Source organism: Candidatus Nitrospira bockiana (assembly GCF_965152565.1).
Genome location: NZ_OZ224215.1, coordinates 930,684 through 948,274, shown reverse-complemented (window position 1 = coordinate 948,274; position 17,591 = coordinate 930,684). Strand labels below are relative to the sequence as shown.

Here is a 17,591-nt window from a genome sequence, read left to right as displayed (position 1 = left end):
ACGACATCGTCGCCAGCCCAGGGCGACTCTCGATCATTTGATGACGGGATAGTAAGCCGTTTTCCAGAGGACGTCAATCGGATCGTCTCCGACATGGTCTCCATCCCGTCGCCGACAGAGCCGCGCACCGTCGGGTCAAGACGTCGCAGCAAGGCCGTGAACATCCTCGATCAATTGCTGCAATTTCCAGAGGGCATGGGCTCGCTGCTGGCCGGTCAGCGTCGCGTCGATCGACAGGGTCATGTCCTTGATTGCTTGCCGCATCTGCTGGAGAGCCGACTGATAGTCGGGCGGCTCGCTTCGCGCAGGATCCACCCACCAATCCGAGAGCCGTTGTACGAGCATCGCGCGATCGGGCGACTGCCGCAGGAGCCGGACCAGCTCGTGCTGCCGCTCGGCTTGAAACGTCGCCCGCAGGGGGAGCAGATCCGGAAGCCCTCGGCTCAACTCGCGGATGCGCTGCTTTTGCTCTTGCGACAGGGGGCCCAGCCAATCTTTCAGCCAATCGACCGTCGCGGCCGCCCGTTTGTCCAGCCGGATATCGGCAGCGATGAGGAGAAGGGCCTCCGACCTTTGTCGTTCCTTCCGAAAGACTTGCTCTACGTAGGCGACCTGCGAGTCTTTCACGGAGAGGAGGAATGAGGCGGCATCGTCCACCAACCGGGCGAACAGGTCCTTCCGCAGCTCCTCATAGGTGGCGAATGCCCAATCCAGCTCTTCACGGGTGATCCCATCGGCGCTCCGCTGTTTGATCTCGATCAAGAAGCGCTCGTAGGCCGGTAAGGCTTCACGGCGATGACGGGCCAGGGTCTGCTTGAGGCGATCGCGGAGGACGCGCTTCTGGTCGGCCGTCAGATCGAAATAATCATCCACCTTCCAGACCACCAGGCGATCCGCATGGCGGTAGAGCAGCGTGGGCGCGCACGCCGCCAGCGACACCAGGACCAGGGAGAGCACCGCCAGGAGACGAACGGGGTGGCGACTTCGTGGAACGTGACACATGGCTCGGGAGGAACTGTTGTGACGGTCCGAATCCTACCACACGGGCCGGCGCGATTGCTGCCCGCAGGATCCCTTAGTGACAGCACCAGGCGGGCAAGCGGACAGGGCATGCCTCACCTCCTTCTGCGACTTCTGTCGTACATCTTTGGCAGCTCCGGATGTCGATTGCAGGGCATGGACGGACGGGAGTAGGATGGCCGCAGTGATCCTTCGAGGGGTGCCATGCCTCTCCAACCGTACGCTGATCGTATCCGTTCCTGCCGGCTGCTGTGTCTGACTCTGTTGCTTGGGCTCGCCATCGCCATTCCTTCGGAACCGGCGTCCGCCGACTCTTCGGACCGAGCGCGACCTTTCTGGACCGAGCAAGCGATGTACCGGTTCGGGGAGGATCTTTTTTTCATCGGACAGGCCTCCTGTGCGGCGTCCGCCGAGGAGGGGCGACAGCAGGCCTATGCCAATGGGGTCCAGGAGTTGCTCAACTATGCCCGGGCACGGAGCGCCGCAGGGGTGGTCATCGAGACGCAGATGATCCACGAAGAGAGGCCGGCCGCAGGCTGCGCGCAGGATCGGACGACCGTGTGGCGGCTGTTACGAGTCAATGCGGCCCAGGCCGCTGCGCTGGCGAGACGGGCCGCAGAAACGCATCGGGAGGATCACGGCGCACCGATCAAAGGAATTGTCGGCACCCGCCCGCTCATCGGTCTGTCGAGGGAGGAAGTCTTCAGTCGGTTGGGACGGCCGTCATCCGTGACGCTGCGCCGAACGGAGTTCAGTTGGGAGTACCGCCAGTACGGCATGATCATCGAGTTCGATCGACACCTGTTCGTCCGGAACTGGCGGCGAATGGCCGCGGCTGAGCAAGGACTTCCGTCCCCCGAGCCAAACGACGTTCCCCGATAAACGCAGAAACCTGTCAGCCGCCCTTCCACTTTCCGCCGCCCCCTCAGGTCCTCCGATAGAAGTCCCTGACCGTCTCGACCACGCGGATCAGTTGGGCCTCCGTCAGCTCGGCATAGACCGGCAGAGACAGCACCTCTTCGGCGGCTCGCTCCGACTCGGGTAAAGCGCCCTTCTGATACCCCAGCTCTCGATAACAGGGTTGGAGATGCATGGGGACCGGGTAATAAATCTCGGTGCCGACGCCGTGCTCTTTGAGAAAGGCCCGCAGCTCGTCCCGTTTCTGCGCCCGAATGGTGAATTGATTGAACACGTGCTCGTTGCCCATGTCGGTCTTCGGGAGGGTCACCCGGTCGAGCAATCCGGCCTCGCGGAACAACTGCCCATAGCGCGCCGCATTGCGCCGCCGTCCTTCGGCCCAGTGATCCAGATGCTTCAGCTTGACCTGGAGGACCGCCGCTTGCAGCGCGTCCAGCCGGCTGTTGATCCCGACCAATTCGTGCACGTACCGGACCTTGCTCCCATGGACGCGGAGCATGCCGAGCCTGTCGTTCAAGCCGTCGTCGTTGGTCGTGATCAGCCCGCCGTCCCCGAATCCGCCGAGATTCTTGGACGGGAAAAAGCTGAAACATCCCGTCGCGCCCATGGTTCCCGCGCGCTTGCCGTGTCGGGCCGCGCCGATCGCCTGACAGGCGTCCTCGATGATGGGAACGCCTCGGCGCCGGGCGATGTCGCCGAGCGCTTCCATGTCGGCACACTGACCGAACAGGTGGACCGGGATGATCGCCTTGGTCCGCGGGCTCATGCTCCTCTCGACCTGGGCCGGATCGATATTGAAGGTTGTCGGCTCGATATCGACGAACACCGGCTTGGCACCGAGCCGCGAGATGGCTCCCGCCGTGGCGAAAAAGGTGAACGGCACCGTGATGACCTCATCACCGTGGCCGACCCCCAAGGCCATGAGCGACAAGAGCAAGGCGTCGCTGCCCGAGGCGACACCGATCGCATGGCGGCTGCCGGTATACTCGGCCAGGCTGCGCTCGAGCTCGGAGACCCGGGGGCCCAAGATGAACCCCTGCTCATCGCAGACCGTCTCGATGACCTTCAATACGTCGGCACGGATCGACTGATATTGGGCCTTTAAATCCAACAGCGGGATGTTCACACGTGCTCCTTCTTCATGCCATCCACTCCGGCGCGTCAGCAGTCGATCGGATCGGGCGGTTGACGTTGGGCGGTTCACTCGACGGGGATGATGGTTACGGGCACCGGGCCGGCCTTTGGACCTCAGGCCGGCCACCGGCGATTGCTCACAACAGGACGATCTTGTCCCGCGCTACCTTGACGTGGCGGGTGCCGTTTCGCGTATCGAAGACGACTTTCGCGTGCCGCGCCACGAGATCGTAATCGAAGGCCGAATGGGCGGTCAGGATGAGGGCGCAATCGCTGCGCTCCAACACCTCCTTGGTCAACGCCACCCCCTGGTAGGCGCGTCCGTCCAAGGTCACGCTCGGGACAAACGGATCGACGTACGACAGATCCGCCCCTTCCCGTTGCAGCAACTCCATCACCTTGATGGCGGGGGTCTCGCGGGGATCGCCGACGTCCGCCTTGTACGTCACGCCGAGGACGAGGACTTTCGCGCCGTTCACACACCGCCCGTGACGGTTCAAGATCCGTTGGAGCTTCGCCACCACGTAGTAGGGCATGCTTTCGTTGATCTCGCCCGCCAGCTCGATGAAGCGCGTATGCAGGTCGTATTCCTTCGACTTCCACGCGAGATAGTACGGATCCAGCGGGATGCAATGGCCGCCGACGCCCGGGCCCGGATAGAAGGCCATGAATCCGAAGTTCTTCGTCGCCGCGGCGTCGATGACCTCGTACACGTTGATGTTCATGCGGTCGCACAGGATGGCCAGCTCGTTGACCAGCGCGATGTTCACCGACCGAAAGACGTTTTCGAACACTTTTGCCATCTCGGCGACGCGCGACGAGGACAACGGGAAAATCTTGACGATCGATTGCTCGTAGAACGCCTGGGCCACCTGCAAGCAGGCGGGGGTCACGCCGCCGACCAGCTTGAACGTATTGTGGGTCTTGAAGCTCCGGTTGCCGGGATCGACCCGCTCCGGCGAGAAGGCCATGAAGAGCGTATCGCCGACCTTGAGCCCGTTCTTCGTCAAGATCGGCATCATGACCTCATCCGTCGTGCCCGGGTAGGTGGTGCTTTCCAGCACGACCAGCATGTCCGGGTGGACGTATTTGGCGAGCTCATGGCTGACCTTGAGGATCGCCCCGATGTCCGGTTCCTTGTTCTTGGTCAGCGGGGTCGGCACGCAGATGAGCACGACGTCGCATTTCCCGAACACGCTGAAGTCGTTCGTCGCCACGAGGCGCTTGGACTGAATGACCTCTTGAAGGTCCTTGTCCTCGACGTCGGGAATGTAGTTGTCGGCCCGATTGACGCGCGCGACCTTCTCGGGCACCTCGTCGAATCCATACACCTGGAACCCGACCTTCGCCTGCAGAACGGCCAAGGGCAAGCCGACGTAGCCGAGGCCCACGACGCCGACGACGGCACTGCGGTTTCGGATCTTCTCGATCAGATTCATCCTCGCCCTCCCGGTAACGCCTATGTGTAGCGATAATGGAGTAACTGAGTAATTGAGCAACTGCTTAAGAAGAACGTCATTGAATAACTGAGGACTTTCGTGGGCCCTGAACCAATTACTGACTTACTTAATTACTGAGTTACGCAGTTCCCCAATGGCCTAGGCGGGTATATGTACCCTGCCGAAGAGGTCAATGCAAGCCTCTCTTGGCTGACAGGGACCGGAGCAGGGGCCGGCCGCTATTGGAAGTCTCGGCGCTGAAAGATGAGCGCGGCGACCGCGAGGGAAAGGGCCGCATAGGCGATCCCATACGCGACGATCAGCGACAGATCGGCCGGCCCCACGTTGAGTTGGTGGATGACGTGGCCCTTCAGATTGAACCGCTCGAGGTTCGGCACGAGATAGTAAATGCCGGTCAAGACCGCCCCGCTCAACGCATCGAGCTTGGCCCCCAAGAGTTTGAGGTCGGCCGAGAGGTGCCCGATGACATAGGTCGCCAGCGTAAAGATCGCGCTCAACGTCGAGCTGGTGAAGGTCGAGAACATCAGGGCCACGGCGGTGATGACCAGCAGCTCCACGAAGATCAAGAGCAGCGACTCGAACAGCACGGGCTCGATGGGCACGTGCATGACCACCAGGACGCCGAGCAAGCCGGCCGACATGATGGACGTGTTGACGAGGAGCGTGATCGAGAGGCCGAGATATTTGCCGAGGAGGAACTGATAGCGCGGGACCGGCTTGGAGATGATCGTGAAGATCGTCTTCTTGTCGATTTCCTTGCTGACCAGCCCGATGCCGACGAAGATGGCGATGAGGACGCCGAACAGGTTGATGCTGGCCAGGCCCAGATCGAGGATCAACCGGTTCGCATCACCCAACGTCAGCCGGGAGAGGAGAATCGAGCTGCCGATCATCAGCAGCGCGAAGACGAGGAGGTTGTAGAGCAGTTTTTCGCGGAGGTTTTCGCGGAAGGTGTTCAGACCGATCGAGAGCACGCGTCTCATGCTCGCCCCGCCTTTTCCTCGCGGACCTGACGCATGAACAGGTCCTCGAGCGACCCTTTCTGCGGTGTCAACGAAACCAACTGCGCCTTCGCCGCCCGGATGACGTCAAGGACACGATTCACCTGCTCCTGGCCCTTGACGATCAAGAGGGTTCGGTCTCCTTGGGCCATGGTCCGGACGGTCAGCGGCGTCACGTGCGCCAACCCTTCCTCCCTCAAACCCTCGACGACGACTTCGATGTTGTCGGTGGAAGCATTGCCGACCAGATCGTTGACGCGTCCGGTCGCGACCAGCCGTCCGCCGAGCAGGATCCCGACGCGATCACACAGCAGCTCCGCATCATGCAGGATGTGGGAGCTGAAGAAGATCGTCTTACCGGACTCCTTGAGCTTCAGGATCAGGTCGCGGACCTCTTTTCGGCCGACCGGATCGAGGCCCGACATCGGCTCATCCAAGACGACGAGCTGCGGGTCGTTGATCAGCGCCTGCGCGATCCCGATCCGCTGGAGCATGCCCTTGGAGAACTTCCGGAGCGGCAAGTGCCTCGCATGACTCAGCCCGACGAGAACCAGCAACTCCTCGATCCGCGCCCCCAGCCGAGGCTCCTTAATTTCGAACAATTGTCCATAGAACCGCAGGAACTCGATCGCGGTCAGGTAGTCATAGAAATACGGCGATTCCGGGAGAAAGCCGATCTGATGCTTGACCGTGGTGTCACCAATCTCGCGGTCGAACAGCCACGCCTTGCCGGCCGTCGGATAGATCAAGCCCATGAGGATCTTCAGCGTCGTCGTCTTGCCCGCGCCGTTCGGCCCCAGGAACCCGAAGACTTCGCCCCGCCGGACTTCCAGGTCGAGCTGCTGGAGGGCCGTCACCGACCTGCCCCAAAATCCGACCTTGAAGGTCTTGCGCAAGCCGTGCGTCTTGATGATGACGTCGGGGAACATGTCCATACTTAACTTACCTCACAACGAAGACGGCTTGGTTAACTCCTCGGGGCGATACACATGTAGTCTCTTGGGATGGCTGCTACTCGTCACCGCCCCTGTCTTGGAATCGACCCGGTACTCGCCGCCGAAGGGTTCCTCTGGGATACGTGCGAGGATGCCGGAGCGAATCAAATCTTGTGGAAGGTTGGGGTAGGCTCCGTGACGCTCACGATATTGAGCTACGGCCGATTCCAGTTGTCGGATGTCCCGCTCGATGATGAGCTCCTTCATCCTCTTTTCCAGCTCGGCTTTGATGACTTCGTTGTCGGTCTGGCGCCACATCGCCTCTAGAAACGAGAGCGCAACATCGGGATTGCCAGCTTCGGCATACATGCGGGTAGCAAGACCGGGAAGATAGTCAGGGCTCCCGGGCAACTTGGCCGCCCGAGCAATATAGCCTGCAGCACGACCGGGGTCTCCCAGATAGAAGAAGTAGTTGTAGCCGATGTTGAACGGCAGCCACCAGACCTGAGGGTTCGCCTCGAGGCCCTTGTGGAGGATCTCGTTACTCAGATCAATTCGATGCGCGAGCTCGCTCAAGACGATCCCACCGACCTGATAGGCGTAAGCGTATTGAGGATCGAGCGTCGTAATGACATCGAGCGCGTGATACATCCATTGATAGTCATTGGCTGTGTTTCGCTTCTTCCCCAGCACCTGGATGAACCGTAACCACAACACATCGGCCGAGACATGGTGATAGCCGAGCAACGCCGGCTTGAGATACTGGCCGCGAGGAAGCTGGGCCAGCTCTTCGAGCTTGAGGGCAGTTCTGTCCAAACGACTGTCGAGCTCGTATTGGAGAGACAGTACTGTGGAGAGGGCCAGAAGGAGAATGACCATCGAGAGAGTTCGTTTCAGCCAGGGAGAAAGGCGACCGGTGGCCACGGAAGATGAGGGTTCGAATGACAGGTCGATGCGGGCTATCATTGCACGAACGACTGAGAAGATCGTGAAAATGCGTGTCCCGCCAGCTCTTGAACCGGCGGGACACTGGTCCGGCTAAGCCTGAGGACCGATATCAGAAGACACCGACACTACAGTCCTGCACACCGTTGTCACTGCTGGCTGCCCAGTAGGAAAGATTGGCATCACCATCCAAGTTAGATGAGGCGGTTGCCACGAACCCGGTCTGGACCGCCGGACCCAAGCCGGTCGCCGCAGCTAAGCCAAGCGTGCAGGCAGGAATCGGAACGGCAACGGCAGAAGCATCGGCAGCATACTGATAATACACGCTGCCGCTCGCCTGGAACCCGATGTTCGAGAAGGTGCCGACGAAAGTACCGCCAGCCTGGCACCAGTTGTTCGCCACTATCGCTGCGGGACCAGCCAACCACGGCTGCTGAACCATTTTCGTACCCGCGGCAGGTGCGGTTGCCGGATACGCGGTGATTCCAATGAAGCAGCCGCGCTCACCGCTAAACGACAGCTCCGAAGTCCGGATGGCCCCCAGGTTCGTCTTCGCCTCCGATTGCCGGGACTTCATCTGATACTGAAGGAAGTTGGGGATCGCGATGGCGGCCAAGATACCAATGATCGCCACCACGATCATCAACTCAATGAGAGTAAACCCCTTGTTACTCCGCAACGACTTGAGCATAACGCCCTCCTTTGTGTGTTGCTCTCTGCCCCGCCATGAACCCGTTTTGATCTCGGATCACGCTCGCTGGAGGGGAAGAAAGCAGCTTCCGTGCCTTTGCCAAAGGAAGACGTGACGTAATAGTTTCAATTACTTAGGAAGCCATGCGGTCACGAATGGATACACCAGGCCTTCCGGCGTTCCACAGAATGATACTTAGCGACAAGATTTGACCCGGCGGAGGATCTAGCGGAGGGGTGGGTGGTGGCCCTGCCCCGCCCCAGAACGGGAGCGGGGCGTGCGCGCCTACTTCTGAGCGGGGACGTCCGAGAGAGCTCCCGGCGCGGTGTTCTGTGAGACGCGCCGCTTGGCCTCCCGCACCCGCTCTTCGAGGGTCGGATCGCCAAAGCCGCGCTCTTTGTAGCGCTCGATCAGCTTGGTATTCGAGGGATCGAGCTCGAGGGAATGCAGCCACGCCTCGCGCGCCTCTTGGAGCCGGTTCTGCTTCAAGTAGACCTCGCCCAGATGCTCGTAGATGACCGGGTCGTCCTTGACCAGCATCGTGGCCTTGACGAGCTCAGCCCTCGCCTCTTCCACCAGGCCCATCTTGAAGAGCGCCCACCCCAAGCTGTCGACATAGTAGCCGTTGTCGGGTTTCAGCGAGACTGCCCGCTGCGTCAGCGAGACCGCTTCTTCGATGTTGATGCCGCGGTCGGCGTAGCTGTATCCCAAGTAGTTCAGGGCGTCGGCGTGCTTCGGATCGAGCTTGAGCACGGACTCCATCGCGCGGACGACGTCATCGAATCGATTCAATTTGTCGTACACGGTCCCCAAGTTGAAATGGAGGTCGGGGTTGCTTGGGTTGTGGCGAATGCCTTCTTCGAAGGCCTGCGAGGCCAGCGCGTATTGCTCGGCCTGGAGGTGAGCGAGGCCGAGCAAGAGATAGGCGTCGGCTTGTTTCGGGTTCAGCTTGACGACTTCGGAAAGATGAGTGGTGGCTTCGGCCGAGCGCTTCAACCGGTAGTACAGGAAGCCGAGATGCAAGTGCCCGTCGACGTACGTGGGTTGAAGCTCGAGGTTCCGGCGATAGGCCTCGATCGCCTTGTCATAGTCCTTCAGCTCCTCGTACATCAGGCCGAGGTAGTCCCGGATTCGGAGCTCGCCGGGGCGCGCGGCCAAGATCTTCGTCAACTGCTCGACGGCATTGCGGTAGTCCTTCAGCTCCCCGTAGACGAGACCCAGCCGCAGTTGGGCATCGAGATCCTCGGGATCGTCCCGAAGCGCCGCCTGCAGCTCCCCCAATGCCGCCTGATACGCCTTGTCCTGGAGATACAGGCGAATCAGGTGATGTCGGACTTCGCGGCTGTGGGGGTTCACCACCTCGAGATATTTCCGGTAGACGGCGGCGGCATTCGTCCGGTCCTGTTGCGCCTCGTACAGACCGGCGAGCGCGGTATAGGCCGGCTCGAAGTTCGGATTGATGGTGATGGCTTGGCCGAGATGGCGGATGGCGCGATCGTATTGCTTCGCCTCGATCTCGATGCGGCCCAGGTAGTAATAGCCGATCGGCGAGTCCTTGGCCCTCTCCACGCCTTGCTCGAACACCCGCTCGGCTTCGTCGAGCCGCTTCAGGTTGACGAGCAGTCCGCCTTTCGAGAAGTAGGGCTCGCTTTGGTTGGGATCGACCGCGATCGCGCGATCGTACATGGCGAGCGCCTTGTCCGTTTGGCCCCCTTTGGCGTAGATCCCGGCCATCAGGATGAAGATCTGGGCGTCGTGGATGTCGGCGCCAGCCATCTCGTCAGCCAAGCGAACGGCGTTCGGAATATCCCCGTTCGTAAAGTAGAGGACGGCCAGCCGGGACTTGAGAAACACCGACGAGGCGTCCCCCTGAAGCGCCAGCTGATATTCGCGGATGGCCCGCTCGGTATCCTGATTGAGCTCGGCCTCATAACCGAGCAGAAAATGATAATAGGCCATCGTGTCCCGAGGCGGCGCCGATCGCACCGGACCGGCGGCCGGCTTGGCCGAGGCCGTCGCGCTCGTTTCGGCCTGGGGCACGGTCGTACACGACACGATGATCGAGAGCACCGTCAGCAGATTGATCGTAGGCCTCACCCATGTGGGCCGCGCTGAGTTCGTCACGCAGAGCCACCGTGTCACGAGAAAACCTCTTGATGTGAAACCGAGAGTGAAAGGAAACCGTGGAAGGCCAACACGTTGCGACCAAATTATAAGGGCCGGCCGAGGGGGTGTCAAACGGTGTGGTGCTCCTCCAGGTTCTCGAATTTTGCGAACTTGTCGAGGAAGACGAGCTGCCGGTCCCCCGTCGGTCCGTTGCGATGCTTCTTGACCAGAATGTCCGCGATGCCTTTTTTCTCCGACTCCGAATCGTACACTTCGTCCCGGTAAATGAAGATCACGACGTCGGCGTCCTGCTCGATGGCCCCGCTTTCCCGCAAGTCGGCCAGCATCGGGATCGGCGGTTTGCGGCTCTCGACGGCCCGGCTCAACTGGGAGAGCGCAATGACCGGGACGTTCAGCTCTTTCGCGAGGGCCTTGAGCGACCGTGAGATGTCCGAGATCTCCTGCTGCCTCGACTCGGCATCGCTCCGCCCCTGCATCAACTGAAGGTAATCGACGATGATCAGGTCCAGCCGCTTCTGCTCGGCTTTGAGCCGCCGCGCCTTCCCGCGCATCTGCTGCACGGTCAACGCACCGGAATCGTCGATGAAGATCGGCGCCTGCTCCAGCTTCCCGGCCGCCTCCGCGAGACGCCACCAGTCTTCCTTTTGAAGCCGCCCGGTCCGCAGCGCGTGCGAGTCGACGCGCGCCTCCGAGCTCAGCATGCGCAGCACCAGTTGGGCCTTCGACATTTCCAGACTGAAGATCCCCACGACATACCCGTGCTTGACCGCCGCGTGCTGGGCCATCCCGAGAGCCAAGCTGGTCTTCCCCATACTCGGACGCGCGGCGATGACCACCAGGTCCGACGGCTGAAGCCCGGCCGTCAGTTCGTCCAACTCGACAAATCCCGTCGGCACCCCGGTGACGGTCTTCTGATCCCGCTTCGAGAGGACATCAACGTAGTCGAGGCTTTCCTTGATGATCTCTTTCACCCGAATGAAGGAACGGCCAAGCTTGCCCTGGGCGAGACTGAAGACGGTGCGCTCGGCGTACTCGAGGAGATCGTCGACGGGCGCCGTTTCCTCATAGCCCCGCTCGATGATGTCGGTCGAGGTCGTGATCAAGCCGCGGAGCAGGGCCTTGTCCCGGACGATCCGGCAGTGGTAGCGGATGTTCGCCGCGGTGGGAACGGCATCGAGCAGCTCCGCCAAGTACGCGGAGCCGCCGACCGATTCCAACTCGCCCCTGGTCTTCAGATGCTCGGTCAGCGTGATGTGATCGATGACCTCTCCCTGCTCCGACAGGGTCTGCATCGCGTGATAAATTCGCTTGTGCGCCGACCGGTAGAAATCCTCTTCGGTGATCAGTTCCATGGCCTTGGCCATGGCGCTATTGTCGAGAAGGATCGCACCGAGGATCGACTGTTCGGCTTCGAGGTTCTGCGGAGGGAGACGAGGTTGCGACTCGTCGGCACGGCTGATCGGCATCGGCTTCATTGAACCACCTGAAGGCGCGCGACTAACGCCGGATCAGACTGGGAAGATCTTTCAGCTTGCTCTTGGACGGCCGGGCGGCCGGCCCCTCGGCGTGGACCATCGCGACGAGCGCTTCATCGGCTGCCACCCCCGCCACCCCGAGCAGGACGACGACTTCCGCGCCGACCCGGGCCCCTTCGGCGAGCACGGCGTCCGCGCCGTCCGTCCGGCAGGCTTGAATCACGCGGTAGCCCGCCTGGCGCAGCACGCGGCCCGTCTCGAACACCTGGTCCTGGTGCTTGGGCGGGGCCGACACGTAAAAATGAGGGGCCTTCTCCGGCGCCTCGGCTTCCACGTCCTCCATCGCGCGGAACAGGCGATCCACGTCGAAGGCAAAGCCCGTCGAAGGGAGATCCCGCCCGAAGCGCCCGATCAGATGGTTGTAGCGGCCGCCGCCGCCGATCTCATAGCCGACGCCTTTCGCGAAGACCTCGAAGACGAGGCCATCATAGTAATCGAACCCGCGGAACTCGCCGAGATCGAGCAGCAGGTGGGCTCGGAGCTCGGAGCGGCTGAGCAGGTCGTACACGTCGGCCAGTCGATCGACAGCCGGGCGCAGGTCGCGATCCTGGCCGGCAAAGGCCCGCCCGCGTGCGAGCACCTCCTCGCGCCCGTAGAGCCCCACGGTTTCGAGGATGGCACCGGCCTGAGTCCGATTCACCCGCTCCTCCTGGAGGATTTCTTCCAACCGCGGCAGGTCCTTCCGCGCAGCGGCCTGCTCGGCCCGCTTTTGCCCTTCCTCGGACAACCCCGACTTGGCCAGGAGGGCTTTGAAAAATCCGACGTGCCCGACCGAGATCTTGAACTCTTCCAGGCCGAGACGCCGGAGGCACTCGGCCATCAGCGCGAGAATCTCCGCGTCGGCCGCCACATCATCGGCCCCGATCAGCTCGGCCCCGACTTGAAAGATTTCCCGCTCGCGCCCCGCGTGCTCCGGCTCGTACCGGAAGACGGTCGTCCGGTAGCACAGCCGCAGCGGGAGATCCGTCCCCACCATACCCATTGCCACGATGCGGGCGATCTGCGCCGTCACGTCGGGACGCAGCAGGAGGATCCGGCCGGTCGTGCGATCCGAGAACTTGTAACACTTCTCGATCAGGTCCGGCTCGAGCCCCGCCTGCACGACGTCCAGATACTCGAACGTAGGGGGAATGATCTCCTGGTAGCCCCATTGACTCAGGGTCGCGAGCAGGGTCTCTTCGAGATGGCGGACCCGCTGCGCCGTATGCGGCAGGATCGTCGCCATCCCTACCGGAATCAGCGACCGTTCGGGTTTGTGCGGCGCGACACCGCGGGGCGTGGAGGCTTTCCGGGGGGACCGATGGGGAGGGGCGAGCCATAGCGGTCAAAAGGTTACAGCCCCTTCGAGAGGTCGGCCAGCTTGACGGAGACGATGTGCTGCGCGCGTTTGATGGCGTCGAAGACGCCGGCCGGCAGCGCCGCATCGAGCCCGATGATCAACAGCGCGTTCCCGCCGCGCTCTTCCCGGGAGCATTGCATGCGGGCGATGTTGATCTGGTGGTCGCCCAGAATCTGCCCGACCGCGCCGATCACACCCGGCTTGTCGACGTTGAGGATCAGCAGCATGTGCCCCTCGGGGACCACCTCGACCTGAAAGTTGTCGATCTCGATGACCCGCGGCTCCTTGCGGTGATAGAGAGTGCCCGCGAGCCGATGCGACTTCTTGCCGGCCTCCACCCGGACGCGGATCACGCTCGTGAAATCGCCCGCGTCGCTGCTCTTGACCTCCTTCACTTCGATGCCGCGCTCCTTCGCGATCACCGGGGCGTTCACGAAATTCACCGCATCCTCGAGAATCGGCGTCAGGAGCCCTTTCAACACGGCGATCGTGAGCGGCGCCACCGAGAGGGACGCCACTTCGCCGCTGTACTCGACCGTCACGCGCTCGAGGCCCCCTTCGTAGAGTTGCGCCTGGAGCAGGCCCATCTTCTCGGCTAAGGTGAGGTACGGCTGGAGCCGCGGCAGGAGCTCGGGGGGAACCGACGGGATGTTGACCGCGCCCCGGGCGATGCCCTTCGTGAAGTAATCGACGATCTGCTCGGCGATGCCGACCGCGACGTTCTCCTGCGCCTCCGTCGTCGATGCGCCGATATGCGGCGTGCAGATGAAATTGTCGAGCGCCAACAGGGGATGGTCGGGCTTGATCGGCTCCTCCTCGAAGACGTCGAAGGCCGCGGCGGCGACCCGCTTCGATGTGAGCGCCTCGGCGAGATCCATCTCGTTCACGATGCCGCCGCGCGCACAGTTGACGATCATCACCCCCGGCTTCATGCGGCTGATCGCCTCGGCGTTGATGAGTGACTTCGTTTCAGCGGTGAGCGGCGTGTGAACGGAGATGACGTCGGCGCGCCGGAACAGCTCGGGCAGATCCACGATTTCGACGCCCATCTTGCGCGCGCGCTCTTCGGCCATGTAGGGATCGTACGCGATCACGTTCATCGAGATGCCCTGCGCGAGCTTCGCCAGATACCCGCCGATCTGCCCGATGCCCACGATCCCGAGCGTCTTGTTGTAGAGCTCGACGCCCATGAACCGTTCCTTCTCCCACTTGCCGCCCTTCATCGAAGCGGTCGCTTGCGGGATCCGGCGGGTCATGGCGCAAATCATCGCGAGGGTGTGCTCGGCGGTGGTGACCGTGTTTCCGCCCGGCGTGTTCATCACGACGATACCGCGACGCGTGGCCGCCGCCGTGTCGACGTTGTCGAGCCCGGAGCCCGCTCGGCCGACGACCTTCAGGTTGACGGCCGCGTCGATGACCTCGGCCGTCACTTTGGTCGCGGAGCGCACGATCAATCCATCGTACGGCACGATGGTTTTCAGCAGCTCTTCTTTGGGGAGCTTGGTCTTGACATCGACGGTGAAGCCCGCCTTTTGCAGGATCTCCACCCCCTGTTTCGACAGACTATCGCTGACCAGAATCTTCACGGGCGCCTCATCTTCGAGCCGTCATCAGAGTGACAAGACTTCAGGCCATCAGCAGCTCTTGGGCCTTCGCCACGCCGCTGCCCAGTTTTACCGGATGCCCGAGGCCCTTCAAGACCATTTCGATCGCCGCCAGCGCGCCGATCACGTCGAACGTGTCCATGTACCCCATGTGGGAGATGCGGAAGATCTTGCCTTTGAGATGATCCTGGCCCCCCGCCGCCGTGATGCCGTACTGGACCCGCAGGTTCTTGTAGATCGCTTGTCCGTCGACACCGTCCGGAGCCGAAATGGCGGTGAGCGCATCACTGGGGGAATCTTTTGGGAAAAGGGAGAGCCCCGCGGCTTGGACCCCTTGGCGGGTGGCTTCCGCCAGGCGAGCCTGGCGCCGGAACACGTTCTCCAGGCCCTCGGCCTTCAACATCCGCAGGACTTCCTGAAGCCCGAGGATCATCGAGACGGCGGGGGTGTAGGCGGTCTGATTCTTGATTTGTGACTCCCGCTCCTTCTTGAAGTTGAAATAGAAGGCGGCGTTTTTCGCCTTGTCCGCCATTTGCCACGCCTTCTCGCTGACGCTGACGAAGGCGAGACCCGGCGGCAACATCAAGGCCTTTTGCGATCCGGTCACGACGACGTCCAAGCCCCAGGCGTCGGTTTGAAGATCGAACACGCCGAGCGCGGTGATCGCATCGACCACGAGGATCGTCCCCTCGCACGGGCGGACGACTTCGGCGAGCGCTTTCGTCGGATGGGCGACACCGGTGGAGGTTTCACTGGCTTGAACGAACACGGCCTTGATGGAGGGGTCTTTCTTGAGCGCGTCGGCGACCATTTGAGGATCGACCGCCCGCCCCCACTCGACCTTGAGTTCCGTCACCTGGACGCCGAACGTCTTGCACAGCTTGCCCCATCGCTCACCGAACTTGCCCCCGTTCACGACCAACGCCTTGTCGCCCGGGGACAGGAAGTTGGCGACCGAGCCTTCCATTCCGCCCGTCCCGGAGGAGGCAAGGATCAGCACGTCATTCCTTGTTTGGAACAGCCACTTCAGATCCTCCCGGACTTCACCGAACAACTGGGCGAATTCGGGCGCCCGGTGGTGAATGATCGGTCTGGCCATGGCCAACAGAACTTCGGGCGGAACGGGGGTCGGCCCCGGGGCCAACAGGTAGCGCTTCAACATCCTCGGCTCTCCTTGTTGTGAGTCGTGATCAGGGCAAGAAGGGCGTTACGCTACCACACGAGATAGGGAGTGTCAAGGCAACGACCACGATGAAACGAAAGGATTTCAGTAGGTTGCGCGATGCCGGTGCGGTGAGACCCGGGCGAAGGATGACCAGCGGGTCTCTGGTGACCTCCGACCCTTCGGCTTGACAAGGGCTACCCAGCCCGCTACCCTACGGGCGATTTCGCTACGCAGTCAACCTTCTTCCTCCATACGTATCAATCTCATGCCCGTTCCCGTCATCTTGAGCGTCGCACTATGGCTGGCGTTGGCCGGTCCGGCGTTCCCAACCGTCGCGCTTGCACAAGAGACCGAGAGTTCAGGGCGCCTGTCCGTGTCGGTGCCCCTGATCGTGGCTGACTTCTCGCCTGCTGTCGACCTCTCCGCCCTCGAGGCTGACTCGGAGGCTGCCGAGCCGGGCGACGACCTCGAGGAAACATCCCCCGGTGAGGAACTGGCGAGCGAATCGCCTTCATTAGAACCGCTCCTTGGAGCGGACGGAGAACCGACGCTCCGGGTCGGTCCTTCGAATCTGCCGTCCCGCTTCAGCGATCTCCTCGACCCGTCCCGCTCCGCGTTGGCCCCGGGTGACGCGAGGCTGTCGGAGCCCGAGGCGGCCGGGGGCATCCTCGAGCTCCCGATCGTGCGAAACGACAAGGTCGAGTCCCATATCCGCTTCTTCCACATCGCGATCCGCGATCGCTTCGAGCAATGGTTGACCCGCCTCGGGCATTACAAGCCCCTGGTCGAAAGTATTTTCTCCGAATTCAATCTCCCGAGCGACCTGGTCTATCTCTCCCTGGTCGAGAGCGGCTTCAACCCGCACGCGTATTCGCGAGCCCGCGCAACCGGCCCTTGGCAATTCATGAAAGGAACGGCCAAGCTCTATGGGCTTCGGGTGGATCGCTACGTGGATGAACGGCGGGACCCGATCAAGTCGACGGTGGCCGCGGCGCGCTACTTGAGAGACCTGTACGATCTGTTCGGCACATGGCCGCTCGCCATGGCCGCGTACAACGCCGGTGAAGGAAAGGTCATGCGCGCGCTTCAGAAGGCCCGGGCCGACAGTTTCTGGGAGATCGCCCAAACCAAGCATCTGCGTCGAGAGACCAAGGAGTACGTGCCGCGGTTCATGGCGGCCACGATCATTGCCAAGAATCCCGATCAGTACGGCTTTGTCCAAGATCCGCCCGAGCCGCATCAGTTCGAGGAAGTGATCGTGCCGCACTCGATTTCCCTGAGAGCCTTGGCAGAGGCCACCGGCACCTCACTGTACGAGCTTCGCCGGCTCAATCCCGAGCTCAGGCTCGACGTCACCCCTCCTGACGATGAGCACTACCATCTCAAGGTCCCGGTCGGCAGCCGGCCCCTGATGCAGCAGGCCATCGTCAAGCTGCCCGCTTGGAAGCCAGCCCCGGCGGTCGCGAAAAATGTCAAAACCAAGGGCCGCGTCGAACCCGCCGGCTCCTACCGCGTCCGCGTGGGCGACACGCTGTGGACGATCGCCAAGCGCTTCAACATGTCCGTCGCCCAACTGAAGGCACGGAACCGCCTCGCGGGGCATGGTATTCGGCCCGGCGACCTGCTCACCATCAGTCCTCCCCGTTAGATCTTCTTTGATCCCCGTCGGTTGGTATGGTCGCTAGGTGGCGAGCTGGATGGCCGCACTTGAGTAGGG

The 17,591-nt window shown here is 62.1% G+C and carries 14 protein-coding genes; 2 read left to right on the top strand and 12 right to left on the bottom strand.

What is annotated here, in order from left to right:
* Positions 1 to 135: 135 nt before the first annotated feature.
* Positions 136 to 1,002 carry a DUF6279 family lipoprotein gene (locus tag ACWHYV_RS04810; RefSeq protein WP_447979520.1) on the bottom strand — a complete coding sequence of 289 codons (867 nt, stop codon included), beginning with the start codon at positions 1,000 to 1,002 and terminating at the stop codon, positions 136 to 138.
* A gap of 369 nt (positions 1,003 to 1,371) precedes the next feature.
* Here ACWHYV_RS04810 and ACWHYV_RS04805 point away from each other — a divergent pair, with 369 nt between their 5' ends.
* Positions 1,372 to 1,902: a hypothetical protein gene (locus tag ACWHYV_RS04805; protein ID WP_447979519.1), complete on the top strand. Its 531-nt coding sequence runs from the start codon at positions 1,372 to 1,374 to the stop codon at positions 1,900 to 1,902.
* 43 nt (positions 1,903 to 1,945) lie between these two features.
* On the opposite strand, the gene ACWHYV_RS04800 is transcribed toward ACWHYV_RS04805, so the two are convergent.
* From ACWHYV_RS04800 to ACWHYV_RS04750, 11 genes are all read right to left on the bottom strand, one after another.
* Positions 1,946 to 3,064: a DegT/DnrJ/EryC1/StrS family aminotransferase gene (locus ACWHYV_RS04800; RefSeq protein WP_447979518.1), complete on the bottom strand. Its 1,119-nt coding sequence runs from the start codon at positions 3,062 to 3,064 to the stop codon at positions 1,946 to 1,948.
* A gap of 145 nt (positions 3,065 to 3,209) precedes the next feature.
* On the bottom strand, positions 3,210 to 4,511 hold the full coding sequence (locus tag ACWHYV_RS04795; RefSeq protein WP_447979517.1) for a nucleotide sugar dehydrogenase: 1,302 nt from the start codon (positions 4,509 to 4,511) through the stop codon (positions 3,210 to 3,212).
* 239 nt (positions 4,512 to 4,750) lie between these two features.
* Positions 4,751 to 5,515 (bottom strand): ABC transporter permease, encoded by a 765-nt coding sequence (locus tag ACWHYV_RS04790; protein ID WP_447979516.1) that lies wholly within the window; start codon positions 5,513 to 5,515, stop codon positions 4,751 to 4,753.
* On the bottom strand, positions 5,512 to 6,468 hold the full coding sequence (locus tag ACWHYV_RS04785) for an ABC transporter ATP-binding protein (RefSeq protein WP_447979515.1): 957 nt from the start codon (positions 6,466 to 6,468) through the stop codon (positions 5,512 to 5,514). The genes ACWHYV_RS04790 and ACWHYV_RS04785 overlap by 4 nt, the downstream gene beginning before the upstream one ends.
* Before the next feature lie 12 nt (positions 6,469 to 6,480).
* A complete protein-coding gene (locus ACWHYV_RS04780) occupies positions 6,481 to 7,434 on the bottom strand; it encodes a tetratricopeptide repeat protein (protein ID WP_447979514.1) in 954 nt (317 codons plus the stop codon).
* Between the two features lie 91 nt (positions 7,435 to 7,525).
* On the bottom strand, positions 7,526 to 8,104 hold the full coding sequence (locus ACWHYV_RS04775; RefSeq protein WP_447979513.1) for a type IV pilin protein: 579 nt from the start codon (positions 8,102 to 8,104) through the stop codon (positions 7,526 to 7,528).
* Between the two features lie 285 nt (positions 8,105 to 8,389).
* Positions 8,390 to 10,246 carry a tetratricopeptide repeat protein gene (locus tag ACWHYV_RS04770; RefSeq protein ID WP_447979512.1) on the bottom strand — a complete coding sequence of 619 codons (1,857 nt, stop codon included), beginning with the start codon at positions 10,244 to 10,246 and terminating at the stop codon, positions 8,390 to 8,392.
* 92 nt (positions 10,247 to 10,338) lie between these two features.
* Positions 10,339 to 11,706 (bottom strand): replicative DNA helicase, encoded by a 1,368-nt coding sequence (dnaB, locus tag ACWHYV_RS04765; protein ID WP_447979511.1) that lies wholly within the window; start codon positions 11,704 to 11,706, stop codon positions 10,339 to 10,341.
* A 22-nt stretch (positions 11,707 to 11,728) separates the two neighbouring features.
* Positions 11,729 to 12,991: an ATP phosphoribosyltransferase regulatory subunit gene (gene hisZ, locus ACWHYV_RS04760; protein ID WP_447979510.1), complete on the bottom strand. Its 1,263-nt coding sequence runs from the start codon at positions 12,989 to 12,991 to the stop codon at positions 11,729 to 11,731.
* 107 nt (positions 12,992 to 13,098) lie between these two features.
* A complete protein-coding gene (gene serA / locus ACWHYV_RS04755; RefSeq protein ID WP_447979509.1) occupies positions 13,099 to 14,691 on the bottom strand; it encodes a phosphoglycerate dehydrogenase in 1,593 nt (530 codons plus the stop codon).
* Positions 14,692 to 14,731: 40 nt separating this feature from the next.
* Complete coding sequence (locus tag ACWHYV_RS04750) at positions 14,732 to 15,871, bottom strand: pyridoxal-phosphate-dependent aminotransferase family protein (protein ID WP_447979508.1); 1,140 nt, start codon at positions 15,869 to 15,871, stop codon at positions 14,732 to 14,734.
* A gap of 268 nt (positions 15,872 to 16,139) precedes the next feature.
* Between ACWHYV_RS04750 and ACWHYV_RS04745 the strand changes: the two genes are divergently transcribed.
* Positions 16,140 to 17,522, top strand: a complete 1,383-nt coding sequence (locus ACWHYV_RS04745; RefSeq protein WP_447979507.1) for a transglycosylase SLT domain-containing protein — start codon at positions 16,140 to 16,142, stop codon at positions 17,520 to 17,522.
* Positions 17,523 to 17,591: the final 69 nt, after the last annotated feature.